Raw genomic sequence first — 19,166 nt, forward strand, 5'->3', positions numbered from 1 at the left:
TCCGCGTCGTAGCGGGCGACCAGCCGGGCCCGGCGGGCGAGGAACGCGTCGAGCCGGCGCAGCTGGCTGCGGCCGAGCGCGCAGAGCACGTCCGGCAGCCGGTGGTTGAGCCCGAACTCGTGCACCTCCTGGTGCCAGCCGCCCTCGTCCGGCCAGCGCAGCTCGGCGCGGTCGCGGACCAGCCCGATGTTGCGGAACCGGCGGGCCCGCTCGAGCAGCTCGGGGTCGGTGCTGGCGACCGCGCCGCCCTCGGCGGTGGTCAGGTTCTTGGTGGGGAAGAACGAGAAGGTGGTCAGGTCGGCCAGGGAGCCGACCGGCCGGTCCCGGTAGGTGGCGCCGATCGAGTGCGCGGCGTCGGCCAGCAGCAGCGCGTCCGAGCCGGCCAGGGCGGCGCGCAGCGCGTCGTAGTCGGCGGGGTGACCGGCGTAGTCCACAGCGGACACCACCCGGGTGCGCGTGGTCGTCGCGGCGGCCACCGCGGCCGGGTCGAGGGTGTACGTCTCCTCCTCGACGTCCGCGAACACGATCTTCGCGCCGAGCAGGGCCGCGCTGCTGGCGGTCGCCACGAAGGTCATCGGCGGCACCACCACCTCGTCGCCGGGGCCGACTCCGGCCGCCGCGTACGCCACGTGCAGCGCCGCTGTGCCGTTGGCGACGGCGGCGCAGCCGGCGCCGCCGGTCCACCCCGCCAGGTCGGTCTCGAACGCCTCGACCTGCGGGCCGGTGGTGAGCCAGTCGCTGCGCAGGGCGGCGACCACCGCGGCGACGTCGTCGTCGGTGACCGACTGCCGGCCGTACGGGAGCATCCCGGTCACGCCGCGAGGCCGAGCATGGCGCGCAGCTGCGCGACGCTGAGCCACTCGTCGTTGCCGTCCGACTGGTACGCGAACCCGTCCGGCACCGGCTCGCAGTCGACCGGCGGCTGGTAGCCCCAGGTCGCGATGGTGGGCTGCACGATGAACCGGTCCGCGGCGCGCAGCGTCCGCCGGCTGTCGTCCGGCGCGATCATCTCCTCGTGCAGCTTCTCGCCCGGCCGGATGCCGATCTCGTGCGTGGTGGCGTCCGGGGCGACCGCCTCGACCAGGTCGAGGATCCGCATGCTGGGGATCCGCGGCACGAACAGCTCGCCGCCCTGCATCTGGTCGAACGAGTCCAGGACGAACTGGACGGCCTGGTCGAGGGTGATCCAGAAGCGGGTCATCCGCTTGTCGGTGATCGGCAGGCTCTTGCCCTCGGCGGCCAGCCGGCGGAACAGCGGCACCACCGAGCCGCGGCTGCCCACCACGTTGCCGTAGCGGACCACGGCGAACCGGGTGGGGTGGTGCGCTGCGTAGTGGTTGGCGGAGACGAAGAGCTTGTCGCCGACCAGCTTGGTGGCCCCGTACAGGTTGATCGGGCTGGACGCCTTGTCGGTGGAGAGGGCGATGACCTTCTTGACGCCGGCCTCGATGGCGGCGTCCACCACGTGCTGCGAGCCGGTGATGTTGGTGGCGATGAACTCCGACGGGTTGTACTCGGCGGTGTCCACCTGCTTCAGGGCGGCGGCGTGCACCACGTGGTCCACCCCGTGCATCGCCCGGGTCAGCCGGTGCCGGTCCCGCACGTCGCCGATGAACCAGCGCAGTCGCGGGTCGTCGCCGAGCTGCTGGCGCAGCTCGTACTGCTTGAGCTCGTCGCGGGAGAAGACCACCACCCGGGCCGGGTCGACCTCGGCCAGGACGTGCCGGAGGAAGGTCCGGCCGAAGGACCCCGTGCCTCCGGTGACCAGAATGGACGAACCATTCAACTCGCTCACTGTGGTGTGCTCCCGTGTCGTGGATGATCCGGCGGCCCTCGGGCGGCCGACCGGATCGGAACGCTAGACCCGGCGGGTTAACGCACCGACGCCCGCGGATGAACCGCTCGGGCAGCCGTCGTGAATGCCGGACAGCGGGCAGGCGAACACTTCCGCCCAGCTCAGCGGCGGGCTGACCGGGGCGGGTGGGGCCGTTACAGTGGCGGCGCGCGGGGCGACGCGACGGCCGTACCGGCCGCGTCGTACGCGCTTCCCCCACGCCGCCGCGCCGGGTCGCCCGGGTGCGCGCGGCCCCATCCACACGTCGTCCGGCGGGACTGCCGCGGGCACCACGCGGCCGGCGCCGGCGAGCAGAGCAGGAGGCGGCGATGGCGACCGGCAGCGAGCTGACCCGGCGGCCCGCGCCGGCCGCGGCCGGCGCGGTTCCGGGCGGAGCTTCGGCCGGTCGGCGCTGGGTGGTGCCGGTGCTGCTGGTCGTCGGATGGCTGCTCGGCGTCGGTTGGCGGATGTGGCTCGCCCGGCACATCGAACTGCCGATCGCGCACACCGACGAGGACAGCTACCTCAACACCGCCCGCGCGCTGGCCGGCGGTCCCGGCGGCTTCAGCAGCGAGAACGGGCCGCTGCGCCGAGTCGGCTATCCGATGCTGATCAGCCCGGCGTTCCTCGGCGACCGCGACTTCACCGACAGCTACCGGCTGGTGCAGCTGATCAACGCGCTGGTCAACGCCACCCTCTTCCCGCTGGGCTACCTGCTGGGTCGGCGGCTGCTCGGGCTGCGCCGGTCGTACGCCCTGGCCGCCGCCGCGGCCGCGGCCACCCTGCCGGCGGCGGCCTTCTACGCCGGTGTCGCCATGATCGACGCGGTGCTGGCTCCGCTGCTGGTCGCCTGGCTGCTCGCCGTGCGCCTCTGGGTACGCCGGCCCGGCCCGCTCGCCGCCGCCGCCGTGGGGGCGCTGGTCGGCGCGTTCCACCTGCTGCACTCGCGCGGGCTGGTCATCGTGGCAGTGCACGCCGGGCTGGTCCTGCTGCTGCTGGCCCGTCGCCGGATCCGGCCCGGCGCGGTGCTGGCCGCGCTGCTGCCGGTACTGGCCCTGGCGCTGGTCAACGAGGCCGGCATCCGGCTGCTCGGGGATCGGGTCTACCTGCTCGGCGATCCGCCCGGCGGCGGCACGGTGCGGGCGGTCGCCAGCGGTCAGGGGCTGCTGCGGCTCGGCGCCGCGGTCGGCACCCAACTGTGGTACCTGGTGGTCATCACGTTCGGGCTGGCCGGGGTGGCCTGGGCGGCCACCGTACGGGAGCTGCGCCGGCCGGGCCGGGACGACGCGTTCCGCTGGACCCTGGGCGTCGCGCTGGTCACCACTGTCGGGGTGGCCGGCGGCGCGTCGGTGATCCTGGCCGGCATCACCGGCAAGCCGCTGGACGCCATCTACGGCCGGTACGTGCAGATGCTCGCCCCGTTCTGGCTGCTGGTCGGGGTGGGCGTGCTGCTCGCCGCCGGGCGCCGGGTCGCGGTGCGCCGGGCCGCCGTCGCGGTCGGCCTGCTGGTGGTGGGCGGCGCGCTGATCGCCGCCCGGCTGGCGTACGTGGACAGCCGGGGACACGCCCTGCGCTACGGCGGTTTCAGCGCGCCCGACCTGATGGCGCTCACCGGCGGCTGGCGGGAACTGCGCCCGGTCGTCGGGACGCTGGTCGGGGTGGCCGGCTGCGCGCTGCTCGTCGCGGCGCTGCGGGCGCCCCGGCTGCGGATGCCGGTGCTGGTCGCGCTCGTCGTGGTCAACCTCGGCACCATGCAGGTGATCACGCAGCGGCTGGTCCGGCCGATGGTGGCGGCGACCGAACCGACCCCCCGGGTGGCCGACCTGGGCGTGCGCCCGGGGGAGCGGGTCTACGCCTCGGTCGGGGTGCACTACATCCTGCGGTTCAACCTCAGTCACCAGGTCACCTGGACCGACGTGCGGTGGTTCGACGACCGGCCGCCGGCCGCCGCCGACGTGGTCCTCGCCCGCTGGGCTCCGGGCCAGCCCGACGACTGGGACGGTGCCCGCCACGGGTTCGTCCGGCTCGGCGGCAACCCGGCGCAGCACTGGGCCGCCTGGCGGCGCGGCTGAATCCGACATCGTCCCGACAATTCCGGGGCTTCCCGGCCGGCCGGGTTAACGGCGGATGGCCAGCCGGGCGACGGGTGGTGAAAACGGAACACACAATTGTCGTACGGGCGCCGGAACGTCAGCGGGGGCGGCGGTCCGCCCGATCGAGGGAAATTGGTATGACGGTGATTTCCCGGCCGTCGGAGAACTCGTCGCGGGGGGTGCCCTCGACGAACCGGAAACGCCGGTTCATCTGCCGTACCACGGTGTTGTGGGCGAGCACCTCGCCGTCGAGCCGGTCCAGCCCGAGTTGGTCGAAGGCGTGGTCGACCGCCTCCCGCATGATCTCCAACCAGGCCGGCAGCGTCTCGCCGCGTTCCGCCAGCCCGTCCGCGTCCAGGTAGAAGCCCCACGACGCGGTCCTGGGGCCGCTCAGGTCCAGGTCGAAGAAGGTCACCACGCCGCACGGCCGGCCGTCGCGGACGTACACCAGCACCCGCCGGGACTCGTCGCCCCGCACCGCCGACCACCACCGGGTGTGCTCGGCCGGGGTGATCTCGTGGCTGTTCCGGCTGACCTGCCGGTTGATTTCCTGATTACGCCAGGACAACATCAGGTTAACGTCGTCCCCGGTCGCTTCGCGCAGCACGTGACTCTCGCTTTCCGCACCATTGTTCGGGTCGCGTCGCACCCTACCGGCAACCCCCGGTAAATCAGATATCCATTCTTCAGGCGGTACACTCCGGCGCATGGAAGAATTGAGTCGCGCGCAGATTCGCGACCTCATGGCGCAGGTGTTGCGGAACCAGGGCCGGGCGCTGCCCGACGACGACGCCGCGCAGCTGCGGGAGATCGGCTTCCGGTCGCTGGACTTCTCCGAACTGGCCCTGCGGGTGGAGGACGAGACCGGCGAGGAGCTGAACTTCGACGCGCCCGGCCTGCGCCGCATCGCCACCGTCGGCGACGTGCTCGACTTCCTCGTCGAGCTGCAGCGGCAGTGACCGTCTCCGCCGCCCGCCCGCCCGTGACCGGCGAGCCGGCGGGCGCCGACAACCGGCTGGTCGTCGGCGGCGTCGCGGTCAGTTGGCGGGCGCTGCCCGAGCTGGCCCTGCCCGCCCCGGCCGCGGTGCTCGCCCGGTCGGCCCGGGCCGCGCTCGCCGCGGCCCGCCACCACGCGGTGCACGGCACCGAGCTGCTGCTCGGCACGCCCGGCCGGGTCGACCAGGCGATGCGGGCCGAGCTGCGCGCCGCCGGCTTCACGGTGACCGCGCTCGGCGACGGTGGCACTGGGCCGGACGACGGCGACCGGGTCGACACGGGTCCGGCCGGCGGGGGCGCCCCGGCCGGCGGGAGTGGCCGGGACGGCGGCGACGCCGGGGTCCGGGCGGCCGCCGGCCACGGGTCGGGCTCCGGCCGGCCGCGCCCGCCCGAGCCCGGGCGGCTCTGGCTGTTGACCTCCGGTTCGACCGGCCGGCCCAAGCGGGTCGGGCACACCCTCGACTCGCTGACCACCGTCCGCGGCCCTCAGCCGGAGCGCACCTGGCTCTGCCCGTACGCGCCGGGCAGCTACGCCTGGTGGCAGGTGGTGACGCTTTCGCTGACCCGGCCCGGGCAGCACCTGGTGGTGGTCGAGCCGGGCGAGCTGGACGAGTGGCCGGTGCTCGCCGCAGCGCATGGGGTGAACGCGGTGTCGGGTACGCCGACCTTCTGGCGGCGCACCCTGTACCGGGACGCCGCCGCGCTGGCCCGGGTGCCGCTGCGCCAGCTCACCCTCGGCGGCGAGCCGGTCGACCAGACGATCCTGGACCAGCTGCGGGAGCTGTTCCCGGCCGCCCGGATCTCCTGGATCTACGCCTCGTCCGAGGTCGGCGCGTCGATCGTGGTGCACGACGGCCGGGCCGGCTTCCCGGTCGACTGGCTGGACCGGGACGTCCCCGGCCGGCCCACCCTCTCCGTACGCGGCGACGAGCTGGTGATCACCTCGCCGTACCACGGGGTCGGGCTGGCCGGCCCGGTCCGCACCGGCGACCGGGTCCGGGTGGCGGACGACCGGGTGCTGATCACCGGGCGGCTCGACTCCGACGAGATCAACGTCGGGGGCAGCAAGGTGTCGGCCGGCCTGGTCCGCGACGTGCTCACCGCGCACCCGGGGCTGGCCTGGGCCCGGGTCACCGGTCGCCGCGCGCCGCTGCTCGGCCGGATGGTGGTCGCCGAGGTGGTCCCCGCGCCGGACGCCGCCGAGCCGCCCGACGAGGCCGCCCTGGTCCGCTGGTGCGCGGACCGCCTGCCCGACCACGCCGTGCCGCGCCGGATCCGGGTACTGACCGAGATCCCCGTCAAGGAGACCCTGAAGAGCGATGTCTGAGCACACCGACCCCCAACCCGTCCCGCCCGCCTCGGTGGTGCTCGTCTCCGGCGGCTCCCGCGGACTGGGCCTGGCCATCGCCACCGACCTGCTCGACCGCGGGGTACGGGTGGCCGCCTTCGCCCGTACCGTCACCCCGGAGCTGGCGAAGCTCGCCGCCGAGCATCCGGACCGGACGCACGTCGACGCGGTGGACGTCACCGACCATGCCGCCACGCGCTCCTTTCTGCGGGCGGCGGAGCAGCGGCTCGGCCCGGTCGACGGCCTGGTGAACAACGCCGCGGTGGGCCAGGACTCGCTGCACGCCCACACCGCCGCCGACGACATCGCCCGGATCGTCGAGACCAACCTGACCGCCCCGCTGCGGCTCACCCGGCTGGTGGTGCGCCGGCTGCTGGCTCGGGGGCTGCGCGGACGGATCGTCAACGTCACCTCGATCTGCGCGCAGCGCGGCTTCCCCGGCCTGGTCGCCTACTCGGCCACCAAGGGTGGGATGGACGCCGCCACCCGGTCGCTGGCCCGGGAGCTCGGCGGCCGGATGCTGGTCAACGCGGTCGCCCCGGGCTTCTTCGCCTCGGAGATGTCCGCCGTGCTCGGTCCCACCCAGCTCGACCAGATCGTGCGCCGCACCCCGACCGGGCACCTCACCGAGCCGGCGGAGGTGGTGCCGGTGGTGCGGATGCTGCTGCGCGAGCAGACCAACATCAACGGCCAGGTCATCGTGGTCGACGGTGCCGCGTCCGTCTGAGCCGGTGGGGTCCGTCCGGCCCGCGCCGCTCGCGCCGGGCACCCGGCCGGCGTCGGCGGTCGGGCCGAGCCCGGTGCCGGCCCTGCTCGGCGCCGCCGAGCGGCACCTGCGGCTCGGCAGTCCCGCCGAACTGGCCGCCGCGGTCACCCGCAGCCACCTCGACGACGGCCGGTGCGTCGGCTGGTACGGCCCGACCGCCGGCTGGCGGGTGGCCGTCGACGCGGAGCGGGTCGCGGCGGACGTCCCGCCGGCGCTGGCGCGCCGCTTCGGCGCGGCCGACTTCTGGGCCCGGTGGACCCGGGCGGAGTGCCTCTGCAAGCTCGCCGACGTGCCGATGGCCACCTGGTGGCGCCGGTACGGGCTGGTCGTCCCGGCGGGCACCGGCGCGCTCTGGCGCACCCTGCGCCTGGCCGACCTGGTGGTCACCGTCGCCTTCGCCCCGCCGCCGACCACCCGCTGAACCGGCGCTCACCTCGGTGAACTGCCCGCACGACCACGGGTACGGCGGCTGTCGAGCTGCCCCGTCCATGCGACCGCCGGCACCGGCGCCGCATCCGGAGGTGCCGTGGGGCGGTCCGGGCGCTCGCACCCGGAACCTCACCCCGGCGGTTGTCGCTCACGGGCAGCCGACAGGGCGCACAGGGAGCTGACGCCGGGCGCTGGCGTGCCGGTCGGTTTGTGCCCCGTGGGGCGGGGCAGCTCGACAGGCACGTGTGGAGCCTGCGGTCGGGCGCTGGCGTGGCGGTCGCGTGTGCCCCGTGGGGCGGGGCAGCTCGACAGGACGCGAACAGGTCAGCGCCAGCCTCCGCCGGCGTGTGGTGCCTGCCGGGGGCAGCGGGACCTAATAGCCGGGTGGGGTCAGATCAGATCCCAGCTCAGGGGAGTGCCGCGCGCGACGTCGACGGTGAAGCTGCGCCCGAGCACCCGGTCGATCTCCACCGGCGGCAGGCCGCCGGCGGGCCGGATGGACCGGACGTTGGCCGCCGTCACCGGGTCGCCGGCGCGGACATCCTCGACCACGAAGAGCGACCGGCGGAAGCGCAGCCCCTCCCGCTCGGCCGGGGTCGGGCCGATCGCGGTGCCGCCGAGGGCCGCGTACGCCCGCTCCGACTCGACCACCAGGGCCGCCAGCTCGCCCGGGTCCAGCGAGAAGTCCGAGTCGACCCCGCCGTCGGCCCGGTCGAGGGTCACGTGCTTCTCGATGAAGCAGGCACCCAGCGCCACCGAGGCCACCGCCACGCCGATGCCCGGGGTGTGGTCGGAGAGCCCGACCGGCACGCCGAACGCGTCCGCCAGCACCGGCAGCCGGCGCAGGTTGCTGTCCGCAGGCGGTGCCGGGTAGGACGCGGTGCAGGCCAGCAGCACGATGCCGCCGGCGCCGCCGTCCCGCGCGGTGCGCACCGCGGCGTCGATCTCCGCGACCCTGGCCATCCCGGTCGAGATGACCAGGGGCTTGCCGGTGCTCGCGACCAGCCGGATCAGGGGCAGGTCCACCAGCTCCGACGAGGCGATCTTGTACGCCGGGGCGTCCAGCTCCGCCAGCAGCCGCACGGCGGAGGCGTCGAACGGCGAGGAGAAGACGGTCAGCCCGTGCCGCCGGGCCCGCGCGAAGATCGGCTCGTGCCACTCGTACGGGGTGTGCGCGCGCTCGTAGAGCCGGTAGAGGTTCTCCCCGCCCCACAGCTCGTGCTCGCCGGAGATACGGAAGGCCGGGGTGTCGACGTCGATGGTGATGGTGTCCGGCCGGTACGTCTGCAGCTTGAGCGCGTGCGCCCCGCTGGCCGCGACCGCGTCCACGATGGCCAGCGCCCGGCCCAGGTCACCGTTGTGGTTGCCGGACATCTCGGCGACCACCAGGGGTCGTTCCCCGGGCCCCACCGCGTGCGGTCCGATCTTCACCGTCGTCGTCATGCCGACCTCTGCTCACCGTACGTCCGCACCGGGTGCGGTCCTGTCGTCGTCCTCATGCCTGGGGGTGTCCGCTCAGCGCCTCGGGTCGGGCCCGGTCCGCCGCCGTGGGCCCGGGACCGGTCACCGGGTCGGGGCGGGCCGGCTCGGGAGCCCGGCGCAGCCGGCCGGCCAGCCGGTGGGCGCGGCGCAGCGCCGCGTACGCCAGGTAGTTGTTCCGGCCCACCAGGCGGTGCTTGAGCCCGGCAACTCCGCCCGGCCGGGGGTAGCCGCCGGCGGGCAGGTAGCGGCGGTAGTGCTCGGCGACCCGGCGGAAGAAGGCCCGGCGCAGGTGCGGGTGCAGCCGATCGTCGTTGCCGGCGACCACCAGGTAGTGGTTGACCATCAGCTGGAACAGCTCGGCGTGCAGTCGCTCGTCCGGGTGGCGGCGGCGCACCCAGTCCAGCAGCCGCTCGTACTGGTCGAACGCGTCGAAGTGCCGGCCGCTGCGGGTGGAGGTGATCGCGCCGAGCCGCCCCTGCCGGTACAGGTAGCAGACCCGGTCCAGCACCGAGATCTTCTCCGCGCCGATCAGCAGCGGGTGGCTGAACGGGATGTCCTCGTACCAGCCGGGGTGGAAGCGCAGCTCCAGTTCGGCCAGGAAGTCCCGGCGGACCACCTTGTTCCACGCGGTGTGCTGCACCCGCAGCAGCCGCGGCTGGTCGGCCAGGCGCACCACGCCCGGTATGCCGCGCAGCAGGTGGCTGCTCGCGTCGACCTCCCGCCGGCCGTTCTCGTGCACCCGCAGGTGGTCCAGCATCAGCACGTCGGGCTGGTGCGCGCGCAGCCGGTCCAGCACGGCCGGGATCGTCCCCGGCGGCAGCCAGTCGTCGCTGTCGACGAACCAGACGTACCGGCCGGTGGCCGCGTCGAGCCCGGCGTTGCGGGCCAGCCCCAGGCCGACGTTGCGGGTCAGGTGCACGGTCCGCACGCCGGTCCGCCCGGCCGCGTACGAGCGCAGCATCTCCCCGCAGCGGTCCGGCGAGGCGTCGTCCACGGCGACGATCTCCACCGTGCCCGCCTCGCCGGCCGGGATGTCGGCCCGGACCGACTCGAGGCACTGGTACAGGTACGCCTCGACGCCGTACACCGGGACGACGATGCTCAGCAGCGGTGGTTGCGTCGGCTCAGTGACCACGCCGCCACCCTCGACCCCGAGGGTGGCCGGCGCCGGAACCTCACATGGCCGGCGGAGGTGGAGTCATCGAACGTCCGCCGAGCGGTGGGTTAACGGTTCAGGATGCGCCGCACCGGGCCGCCGACCGCCCGCCGCACCCGGGCCCGTAGCTGCTGCTCCTGGAGGGTCTCCACCTCCTGCCGCAGCCCGGCGTTGCGGTCGCGCAGCCACTGCACCCGGGCCAGCAGGGCGGCCCGGTCGGTGGCGGCGGCCGGCCGCACGGCGGGCGGGAAGGTGGTCGCCCGCACCTCGGCGTCGAAGCGGGCCGCGCTGTCGCCGTCGGCGAACGAGTTGCCCAGGTCGTGCTTGGCCAGGAAGGACAGCATGGTCTCGTACCGCGCCTTGTGGCCGTCGTTGAGCGCCGTGTAGTCGGCCTCGTCGTAGAGGTGCGCGGCGTCGACGTCGGCCGGCACGTCCTTCATCACCCGGTGCGGGATGTCGAAGTAGCGGGCGAGCTCCAGGGTGCGCGAGTCGTGCGCGAACAGGTAGCCGGGCGTGCCGGAGACCAGCGCGGTGATGGTGCCGTGGATCCGGGTGCCGAAGGCGAACTCGAACCCGGAGAGGTAGTCCATCCAGGTCCACGGGTCGAGGAACATCCGCACCTTGTCCTCGACGAACAGCGGGTGCGAGGTGTGGATCGGGATCGGCGCGGTCTTGCCCCGGTCCTCCGGCGCGTCGCCGTAGAGCAGAGTGCCCAGGGTCTTCAGGTCCTGGGGCAGGTAGCGCAGGTTGGGGTAGCGCTCGTGGTGCGCGGCGATGATCTTCGCCATCGACTTGACGTACGGGGAGATGGTCAGCGCCACCCGGTCGTCCCGGTCGAGGGCAGCCTTCTTCTTCTCCACCCGCAGGCTGTCGCCGTGCAGGAACATCGACGGGCAGCCGATCACGTCGACCGCGGAGAAGCCCAGGGTGCGCAGGTAGCCCTCGGTGATCTCGCCCCGTACGCCGATGCTGTGCGACCGGTCGAGCACCGCCCGGACGAACCGGGTCACCACGTCGTCGATCGGCCGCAGGTACTCCCGGTCGCCCTTGACGTCGGTCTGGACGCCGACGCCGAGCACCACCACCGGGATCTTCAGCCGCTCGACGAACTTGGTCATGGTGACGAGCCGGTGCGCGTAGCTGCGCCGGAAGGCGTTCGCGAGCGGGATGACGAACACGTCGTACCGCTCGTTGACCAGATCCGCCTCGCGCAGGTCGATCTTGAACCCGTTCGAGGTGATCTCGGCGTCGCGGGTCTTGAGCAGCTTGTGCGCTGCGTGGCTGAAGACGAGGTTGCCGTTGTTCTCGCCGATCCAGTTGCCCTCGAACGCCTCCTCGGCTGAGTAGACGTCGAACGGGCCCTTCTTGGCCCGCATCAGGATCCGCTGGTGCATCTCGCCGCTCCGCCTCTCGTCCGCCCTCGGGAGCGTTCCGGGCGGACACCGCGTCACCGCTCGACTCCGGCCGGCCACCGGGGCCGGGCGGCTCGCACCCTGAGGGTTCGGGGAATATTAGGCCACCGGCCGCCCCGTGCACAGACGCCCGTCACCGCCGTGCCCCAGCCCCGCCGGCCGGTCGGCGCCGCCGGGTAGGGTGCCCGGGCGGGCGCTCCGCCCCCGGCGCCACCCCGGTGCTCCGGCCGCGGGTCGCCCACGCCGCCGCCGAGAAGGAGACGTACGTGCTGGTCACCCCGCCGACGGCCGGGGGTCGGGTATGACCGCCGCCGCCCCCACCGCGCCGTCCGCCAACCGGCTGCCGTCGCTGACCGGGCTGCGCTGGATCGCCGCGCTGCTGGTGTTCGGCTTCCACGCCGGCACCATGCGGATCATCGCCGAGCCCGACCACCAGGCCGTGGTGAACTGGTTCTTCACCCTGGGCCTGTCCGGCGTGCAGTTCTTCTTCATCCTGAGTGGCTTCGTGCTGGTCTGGTCGGCCCGGCCGGGCGACTCCCGGCGAGCCTTCTGGCGGCGCCGGTTCGCCAAGATCTATCCCAACCACCTGCTGCTCTGGGCGCTGGTGCTGCTGGTCGGGCTCTGGTTCGCCGACCCGGTCAACGTCGGCGCCGCGCTGGGCAACCTCTTCCTCGTGCAGGCCTGGGACCCTCGACCCGGCTACTTCTACAGCGTCAACACCGTGAGCTGGTCGCTGTCCTGCGAGTTCTTCTTCTACTTCTGCCTGCCGCTGGTGCTGCCGTTGGTGCGCCGGGCCCGGCCGTGGGCACTGTGGGCGGTGGTGGTCGGGGTGCCGCTGCTGATCCTCGCGCTCTGGCCCGGCCAGGCCCTGGTGCCCGAGGCTGACCGCTGGTGGTTCACCCAGGTCTTCCCGCCGGTGCGGTCGCTGGAGTTCTGGATGGGAGTGGCCGCCGCCGAGCTGATGCGTCGCGGCCGGTGGCGGGGGCCGGGTCTGCCGCTGGCCAGCCTGATCTTCGCGGTCACCTGGGTGGTCGCCGCCCAGTGGGTCCGGGCCGAGCTGTGGGCGGCGCTGCTGTCGGTGGCGTACATCCTGGTCATCACCGCGGCGGCGGACGCCGACGTGCGGGGCCGGCGCTCGCCGTGGCGCTCCCGGCCGATGGTCTGGCTCGGTGAGGTCTCGTTCGCCTTCTACCTGGTGCACGTCTTCGTGATGATCACCGTGCTCCGGCTCACCGGGGACTGGGGGACCGGCTTCACCGGCTGGTGGGGGGTGGCCGTGGTGCTCGGCTTCCTGCTGCTGAACCTGGGGCTGGCCGCGCTGCTGCACCGGTACGTCGAGACGCCGATGATGCGCCGGCTCGCGCCGCGCCGTCCGAAGCGGATGGTCGATGACGCGGCGGCGGTCGCGGATGCGGTGCCGGCCCCGGCCGGCCCGGCGGTCCCGCAGGTTGCCGTGCCGGGCCCGCGCACGCCCGACCGGCCATCGGCGTACGTCGACTCGCGCTGAGCCGTCCACCCTGGTCGGTGCCGTCGGCGCGGCGGAGCCGCGACACGCCCGGCGGCGGTGCGGGGGGACGGACCGGGCGGTAGCGTGGTCGTCGTGCTTCCGGTCGCGCTCGCCTGTCCGCTGTGGTGGGTGGCGCGCTGGGCCGCCCGGCTGACGGCCGGTCTCGCCGTCGCGGTCGCGATCGCCCTCGGCGCACCCGGCGCGATCGCCGCCCCGGCCGCGCCGGAGCCGGCGGTGTGCCCCGCCGCGGCCGACCACGCCGACGCGCTCGCCGGGTCCGCGCCGACGGCCGTCGTCGACGAGCAGCCCGCCGCGCCGGCTGCTGCGGTCGCCGAGCCGGCACCGGCCGACGCCTCGCCAGCACCCCGCGCCGCCGCACCGGTGCCGGCCGGGTCGGTCCCGGCCGCCCGGGCCCCGCGCGCCCCGCCGCGCGTCTGATCCGTCCGCGGGGCCGACGCCCCGCCCGCGATCCGTATCCCCGCACCCGTCCGGCGTCAGCGTGTCCGCACGACGCCCGGCGCGGCTCCCGCTTCCGCATCCGCTTCCCCCGTGAGGTGCCGACCTTGGAGACCGTCCTCTACCACCAGTTCCTGATCGACGTTCCGCGGGCCGCCGCCATCTGGTCCGGCCTGCTGGTGCTGGCGCTGACCGTGCTCACCGTGCTGGTCGCCCGCCCCGAGCGCGCGACCGACGAGGAGCCCGCCCCGGCGGGCGCCGAGCCGGCCGAACCCGACCTCGCCGACCTGCGCCGGTACGCCGGGGAGGTGGCCGTCGCCGCGACCCGCGCGGCGCAGACCGCCCGCCGCCGGCGCGCCGACTGGCTCGCCGCGCAGGCGGAGGTGGAACGCGCCTGGCAGGCGTACGACGAGGCGGAGACCGCCGCCCGCCGGTTCGTCGGGGCCGCCGCCCTGCCCGTCCCGCGCACCCCGCGCACACCGGCCGAGTACGCCGCCCGGGAGCGGTGGCTGCACCACGCGGCGATGGCCGCCCACTGGCGGGGGGAGCTGTCCGCCCGGCAGCTGTCCGACGTGTTCTGCCACCGGGCCGGCTGGGACTCCCGACGGCACCCGGTGGAGCAGGAGATCGTGCTCGCCCGTGCGGTACGCGAGCAGCGCCGGGCCGGTTACCGGCTGACCGCGGAGCGGGAGCGGTCGGCGTGGCGGGACGCCGAGCTGGCCGCCGAGGCGGCGCGCGCCCTGGCCGCCGAGGCGTACGCCGCCGCGGCCCGGCTCCGGCCGGGCCGGCTGCCCGCGCCGCGCGTCGAGGCGGTGCCGGCCCGTCAGGCCGCCCCGGCCCGCTGGCGCCCGGCCCGGGTTGGTTGATCGGGAAATATTCCGGTGACGCCGGTCACAGGCGACGGGAAATCGGTCATCGGGTGCGGACCGGCCAAGGTGCGCCGACAATTCCGTGACGGCGTCGCACCCTTGTCCGGTTGTCGCCCGGTAACGTTGTGCGAGAGGCCTGTCCTATCGAGTCACGCCAGTGCGTAACTGACCGCAAAATCGTCGGGCCGAGACAGGTTTAAGCAGGTGGGACGGGGTTGGCAGGCTTCCGACTGACCAGTAGTGTCGGCCCGTCCGGTGCGGTAACCGATCGCAAGAGGCGACGCCGCGCCGACCCGCCTAATCGTGATCATACGTACCGGGGAACCAATGCACCTCTGGGGTGAATCCGCGGGCTGCGGCTCGTGGTAGGGCGTACTTCCCGCCCGAATCCGTCAGCTAACCCGGTCGGCGGTGTCGGAAGGAGTTCCATCCTCGTGCAGCACGATCCCACCCTTCGGTTGTTCCCCGGCCTCCACGGCCCCGCGGTGCCCGTACTGCTCGCCCCGGTCGCGAGCTGACCTACCGGCATCCGCCCCGCCCGGCATCCGGGCGCTTTCCTGAGCGGCCCACCAACCCGCGGACCAGGGGTCCGCGTGGTCGAGCCGGCCTGCCCGCCGGCACCGCCGGTGCGCCGCTCGCCCCCCGAGTCCCCGTGGAGGAACCGTGAAGCACCACGTCAAGCGTCAGTTGCAGCGCATCGCCACCCAGCGCCCCTACCAGGTCGCCGCCGCCTCCGCCGCGGCCCTGGTGCTCGCCACCGGCGCCGGCGCGCTCGCCGCCGGCACCGACGAAACCCCGACGTCGGCCCCGGCCCAGGCCACGGTGGCCGAGCTGCGTGACGCGCCCGCCGTCGCCTCGCGCGGCGAGGCCCGGACGGGCACCACCCCGTCCAGCGCCGCGCCGTCCAGCGCCGCCCCCTCGGCCCCCGCCTCGTCGGCCGCGCCGAACCCGGACCTGACCCGCAAGGCGGCGCCGAAGCCGCCGTCGCGCAAGATCCTCGACTACGACTACCAGGCTCAGACGACCTTCTACAACTGCGGCCCGGCGGCCGTGCGGAACGCGCTCAGCGCCGCCGGCATCGCCCGCACCCAGGACGTCCTCGGCGCCCAGCTGGGCACCACCGAGATGGGCACCAACTCCGCCAACGACACCACCCGCGTGCTCAACGCCGTGGTGAAGGGCGACCCGTACCGGACCCGGATGATCTCGGGCGGGGCCGCCACCCCGGCTCAGATGGACCAGCTCCAGGCCGACGTGGTCCGGGCCATCACCGACGAGCGCGGTGTCGTGGTGAACGTCGCCGGCAGCGCCACCGACACCGACGGCGGCTGGCACTCCTTCCCCGGTGGGCACTACATCGCCGTGATCGGTTACGACGACGACGGCCGGCTGGTGAAGATCGCCGACTCGGCGAACCCGGCGACCGCGTCGTACTGGATGACCACCATCGACCTGGCGAACTGGGCGGCGACCCGCGGCTACTCCGCCTGACCGCCGCCTCCGCGTCGCCGAATCCGGGCGCCGGCTCCCCACCTGGGAGTCGGCGCCCGACGCGTGGTGGCGGACGGCCGACTCTCGCCCCGGCCGTCCGACCGGTGGCACACTGCGCCCTATGGTCGACGAATCGGGTACCCGGGACGGCCGGCGGGCGCTCCTGCTGCTGCTGCACGGCATGGGCGCCACCGGCGAGGTGTGGCTGCCCTGGGCGCCGCTGCTGGAGCGCCGGTGGGCCGGCCGCTGGCTGGCCCCGGACCTCGCCGGGCACGGCTGGTCCCCGCCGCTGCCGCGGTACTCCTTCGCCGGGCTGGCCAGGCAGGTCGCCGGTGGGCTCAAGCCGGCTGACCGGCTCGTCGTGCTGGGGCACTCCCTCGGCGGCGTGGTGGGGCTGGCGCTGGCCGCGCGTACCGCGGGGCTGACGGTGGACGCGGTGGTCGGGCTCGGCATCAAGGCGGTCTGGTCACCGGCCGAACTGGACCGGGCCGCGGAGTTGGCCGCCCGCCCGGTCACCTGGTTCGCGACCCGCGACGAGGCGGCCCGCCGCTACCTGAAGGTGGCCGGGCTGACCGGACTGTTCGCCCCCGACCATCCCGTCGTCGAGGCCGGACTGCGGCAGGTCGACGGCCGCTGGCGGCTGGCGATGGACCCGGCCGCGTTCGCGGTGGGGGAGCCGCGCCTGCCGGCCCTGCTGGCGGCGACCGACGCGCCGGTGGTGCTGGCCCGGGGCGAGCGTGACCCGATGGTCTCCGACGAGCAACTCAAGGAGCTCGGGGTGCCGGTGGTGACGCTGCCCGGTCTCGGGCACAACGCGCACGTCGAGGACCCGGAGGCGGTGCTCGCCCTGGTCGACCCGTACCGCTGATCCCCGCCGCCGCGGTCGCCGGCCGGGATGAGGGTGTTGTGCCGCGCCGCCCGGATCCCTCGGGATAACATGCCCGTACGTCCCGGAGTGCGCCGGGCGTCCTGTTTGTCCGGGTGGCCGTTCCGCACCGATCCCCATCGGGTCACCCGTCGCTGGACCCACCACCCCTCCTGTCCACAGGTGAACGACCTAGCGCCGCGTCCGATCCGGACGCGGTCGCTGTTCGACGGGAGGAAGCCCCATGGCCGGGCTGAACACAGAAGAGATTCCACCGGCGAAGCCGGTCATCGGCGAGGCCGAGATCGAGGCGGCGGTGCGGGTGCTGCGCAGCGGCCGCGTCGTGCAGGGTCCGGAGGTCGCCGCATTCGAGGAGGAGTTCGGCGAGCTGGTCGCGGGCCGGCACTGCGTCGCAGTGAACTCGGGCACGTCCGCCCTGCAGTTGACCCTGATGGCGCTCGGGTTCGGCCCGGGCGACGAGGTGATCGTCCCGTCGTTCTCCTTCGCCGCCAGCGCCAACGCGGTCCGGCTGGTCGGCGCCCGGCCGGTCTTCGTCGACATCGAACCGGCCAGCTTCTGCCTGGACCCGGCGGCGGTCGCCGCGGCGGTCACCCACCGCACGGTGGCGATCCTGCCGGTGCACCTCTACGGGCACCCCGCCGCGATGGACCGGATCATGGGGGTCGCCGACCGGCACGGGCTCGCCGTGGTCGAGGACGCCGCCCAGGCGCACGGCGCCGCCGTGGCCGGACGGCCGGTCGGCGCGTTCGGCACGGCCGGCTGCTTCAGCTTCTACCCCACCAAGAACATGCACTCGCTGGAGGGTGGCATGGTCAGCACCGCCGACGGCGAGCTGGCCCGTACCCTGCGGCTGCTGCGCAACCAGGGAATGGAGCAGCGGTACGCCAACGAGATCGTCGGCGCCAACATGCGGATGACCGACGTGGCCGCGGCGATCGGCCGGGTGCAGTTGCGCCAGCTGCCGGAGTGGACGGAGCAGCGGCGGGCCAACGCGAAGCTGCTCGACTCGCGGATCACCGGAATGGCCACCCCGCCGGTCGCCGACGCCGCCCGGCACGTGTACCACCAGTACACGGTGCGGGTGCCGGGCCGTCGGCGCGACGCGGCCCGTCGGCGCCTCACCGAACTGGGCGTCGGCAACGCCGTCTACTACCCGACGCCGATCCACCGCCTGCGGCCCTACCTCGCCGAGGACGGCCGGCCGGGCCCGTGGGAGCTGCCGGAGACCGACCGGGCCGCCGCCGAGGTGATCTCGTTGCCGGTACACCCGTCGGTGTCCCAGCAGGACCTGGAGCGGATCGCCGAGAGCGCCAACCTCGCCGGGGGTGCCCGATGACCCGGGCCCGGCTGCGCGCCGGCCTGATCGGCCTCGGCGCCATGGGACGTAACCACGCCCGGGTCCTCGCCGCCCTGGACGGGGTGGAGCTGGTCGGCATCGTCGACCCGGCGGGCGACCCGACCGGCGCGCTGCGAGTGCCGGTCGTACCGGATCTGGACGGCCTGCTGGCGATCGGCGTCGACTACGCCGTGGTCGCCTGCCCGACGGCGCTGCACGAGCAGGTCGGTCTGGCGCTGGCCGCCAGTGGCGTGCCCGCGCTCATCGAGAAGCCGCTCGCCCAGTCGGTGGCCGCCGCGAGCCGCCTGGTCGAGGCGTTCGAGGCCGCCGGCCTGGTGGCCGGGGTGGGCCACATCGAGCGGTACAACCCGGCCCTGCAGAGCCTGCGCCTGCGGCTGGAGGCCGGCGAGCTGGGCGAGGTGTTCCAGGTGGTCACCCGGCGGCAGGGGCCGTTCCCGCACCGGATCGCCGACGTGGGTGTGGTGATGGACCTGGCGACCCACGACATCGACCTGACCAGCTGGGTGGTCGGCCGGGAGTACCGGACGGTGTCGGCGCGGACCGTCTCGCGCAGCGGCCGGCTGCACGAGGACATGGTCGCCGCGGTCGGCCAGCTGGCCGGCGGCGCGATGGTCAACCACCTGGTCAACTGGCTGAGCCCGCTGAAGGAGCGGTCCACAGTGGTCACCGGCGAGCGGGGCTGCTTCGTCGCCGACACCCTCACCGCCGACCTGACCTGGTACGCCAACGGAGCGATCGACACCGAGTGGGAGGCGCTGCGCGCCTTCCGTGGCGTGGCCGAGGGCGACATGGTCCGGTACGCGATCCCGAAGCGTGAGCCGCTGCTGGTGGAGCACGAGCGGTTCCGCGATGCGGTCGACGGCAAGGAGAGCGACGTCGTCACCTTGCGGCAGGGGCTGCGCACGGTGCGGGTCGCCGCCGCGCTGCTCCAGTCGGCCGCCGAGGGCGGCACGGTGGAGATCGACACCGACCTGGCACCCGAACGTTCGGCGATCGTCCCGCTGTCCTGAGCGCCTCATCCGTCCGGCGGGGCGCTGACCAGCGCCGGGACCCGGCCGATCGGCACCAACCGCCCGGCCGGCTC

General features: G+C 74.4%; 18 protein-coding genes and 1 riboswitch. Of the genes, 12 read left to right on the plus strand and 6 right to left on the minus strand.

The features are described from left to right. Window positions 1-806: aminotransferase class I/II-fold pyridoxal phosphate-dependent enzyme (locus tag FHX32_RS30660; protein ID WP_167192156.1), on the minus strand; the 806-nt coding region annotated here is incomplete at its 3' end. A 5-nt stretch (window positions 807-811) separates the two neighbouring features. Then, complete coding sequence (gene pseB / locus FHX32_RS30665) at window positions 812-1,795, minus strand: UDP-N-acetylglucosamine 4,6-dehydratase (inverting) (RefSeq protein WP_167191119.1); 984 nt, start codon at window positions 1,793-1,795, stop codon at window positions 812-814. 368 nt (window positions 1,796-2,163) lie between these two features. On the opposite strand from pseB, the gene FHX32_RS30670 reads away from it, so the two are divergent. Then, window positions 2,164-3,906, plus strand: coding sequence for a hypothetical protein (locus tag FHX32_RS30670; protein WP_167191122.1), 1,743 nt, complete (start codon window positions 2,164-2,166; stop codon window positions 3,904-3,906). 118 nt (window positions 3,907-4,024) lie between these two features. Here FHX32_RS30670 and FHX32_RS30675 read toward each other — a convergent pair whose 3' ends face one another. Further along, window positions 4,025-4,534 carry a GNAT family N-acetyltransferase gene (locus tag FHX32_RS30675; RefSeq protein WP_167191125.1) on the minus strand — a complete coding sequence of 170 codons (510 nt, stop codon included), beginning with the start codon at window positions 4,532-4,534 and terminating at the stop codon, window positions 4,025-4,027. Window positions 4,535-4,634: 100 nt separating this feature from the next. Between FHX32_RS30675 and FHX32_RS30680 the strand changes: the two genes are divergently transcribed. From FHX32_RS30680 to FHX32_RS30695, 4 genes are read left to right on the plus strand one after another with little or no spacing between them, the layout of a single operon-like run. Continuing rightward, the gene (locus FHX32_RS30680) at window positions 4,635-4,886 is read left to right on the plus strand and encodes an acyl carrier protein (RefSeq protein WP_088995045.1); all 252 of its coding nucleotides are present in this window, start codon (window positions 4,635-4,637) and stop codon (window positions 4,884-4,886) included. Next, window positions 4,883-6,250 (plus strand): AMP-binding protein, encoded by a 1,368-nt coding sequence (locus FHX32_RS30685; protein WP_167191129.1) that lies wholly within the window; start codon window positions 4,883-4,885, stop codon window positions 6,248-6,250. Before FHX32_RS30680 ends, FHX32_RS30685 begins: the two co-directional genes overlap by 4 nt. Continuing rightward, window positions 6,243-6,998: an SDR family NAD(P)-dependent oxidoreductase gene (locus tag FHX32_RS30690; protein ID WP_167191138.1), complete on the plus strand. Its 756-nt coding sequence runs from the start codon at window positions 6,243-6,245 to the stop codon at window positions 6,996-6,998. Before FHX32_RS30685 ends, FHX32_RS30690 begins: the two co-directional genes overlap by 8 nt. Further along, a complete protein-coding gene (locus FHX32_RS30695; RefSeq protein WP_486481425.1) occupies window positions 6,982-7,458 on the plus strand; it encodes a hypothetical protein in 477 nt (158 codons plus the stop codon). The genes FHX32_RS30690 and FHX32_RS30695 overlap by 17 nt, the downstream gene beginning before the upstream one ends. A gap of 398 nt (window positions 7,459-7,856) precedes the next feature. Here the strand turns inward: FHX32_RS30695 and pseI are convergent, their stop codons facing one another. The 3 genes from pseI to FHX32_RS30710 form a co-directional block, all read right to left on the minus strand. Further along, complete coding sequence (gene pseI, locus FHX32_RS30700; protein ID WP_167191140.1) at window positions 7,857-8,909, minus strand: pseudaminic acid synthase; 1,053 nt, start codon at window positions 8,907-8,909, stop codon at window positions 7,857-7,859. Window positions 8,910-8,961: 52 nt separating this feature from the next. Continuing rightward, on the minus strand, window positions 8,962-10,083 hold the full coding sequence (locus tag FHX32_RS30705) for a glycosyltransferase (RefSeq protein WP_167191142.1): 1,122 nt from the start codon (window positions 10,081-10,083) through the stop codon (window positions 8,962-8,964). A gap of 89 nt (window positions 10,084-10,172) precedes the next feature. After that, window positions 10,173-11,498, minus strand: coding sequence for a polysaccharide pyruvyl transferase family protein (locus tag FHX32_RS30710; RefSeq protein WP_167191143.1), 1,326 nt, complete (start codon window positions 11,496-11,498; stop codon window positions 10,173-10,175). A gap of 319 nt (window positions 11,499-11,817) precedes the next feature. Between FHX32_RS30710 and FHX32_RS30715 the strand changes: the two genes are divergently transcribed. The 7 genes from FHX32_RS30715 (at window position 11,818) to FHX32_RS30745 (ending at window position 19,092) form a co-directional block, all read left to right on the plus strand. Further along, window positions 11,818-13,023 (plus strand): acyltransferase family protein, encoded by a 1,206-nt coding sequence (locus tag FHX32_RS30715; protein WP_167191144.1) that lies wholly within the window; start codon window positions 11,818-11,820, stop codon window positions 13,021-13,023. Between the two features lie 93 nt (window positions 13,024-13,116). Continuing rightward, entirely contained in the window at window positions 13,117-13,461 is a 345-nt protein-coding gene (locus FHX32_RS30720) for a hypothetical protein (RefSeq protein WP_167191145.1), read from the plus strand. Window positions 13,462-13,577: 116 nt separating this feature from the next. After that, window positions 13,578-14,345, plus strand: a complete 768-nt coding sequence (locus FHX32_RS30725) for a hypothetical protein (RefSeq protein WP_486481426.1) — start codon at window positions 13,578-13,580, stop codon at window positions 14,343-14,345. Window positions 14,346-14,632: 287 nt separating this feature from the next. After that, window positions 14,633-14,774: riboswitch (cyclic di-AMP (ydaO/yuaA leader) on the plus strand. Window positions 14,775-15,011: 237 nt separating this feature from the next. Then, window positions 15,012-15,839 (plus strand): C39 family peptidase, encoded by an 828-nt coding sequence (locus tag FHX32_RS30730; RefSeq protein ID WP_167191147.1) that lies wholly within the window; start codon window positions 15,012-15,014, stop codon window positions 15,837-15,839. A gap of 121 nt (window positions 15,840-15,960) precedes the next feature. Beyond that, window positions 15,961-16,707: an alpha/beta fold hydrolase gene (locus tag FHX32_RS30735; protein WP_167191148.1), complete on the plus strand. Its 747-nt coding sequence runs from the start codon at window positions 15,961-15,963 to the stop codon at window positions 16,705-16,707. 241 nt (window positions 16,708-16,948) lie between these two features. Next, window positions 16,949-18,061: a DegT/DnrJ/EryC1/StrS aminotransferase family protein gene (locus FHX32_RS30740; protein WP_167191150.1), complete on the plus strand. Its 1,113-nt coding sequence runs from the start codon at window positions 16,949-16,951 to the stop codon at window positions 18,059-18,061. Then, window positions 18,058-19,092, plus strand: coding sequence for a Gfo/Idh/MocA family protein (locus FHX32_RS30745; protein ID WP_167191152.1), 1,035 nt, complete (start codon window positions 18,058-18,060; stop codon window positions 19,090-19,092). The genes FHX32_RS30740 and FHX32_RS30745 overlap by 4 nt, the downstream gene beginning before the upstream one ends. The last annotated feature ends 74 nt before the right edge of the window (window positions 19,093-19,166 follow it).

Source organism: Micromonospora sp. CNZ280 (assembly GCF_011759515.1).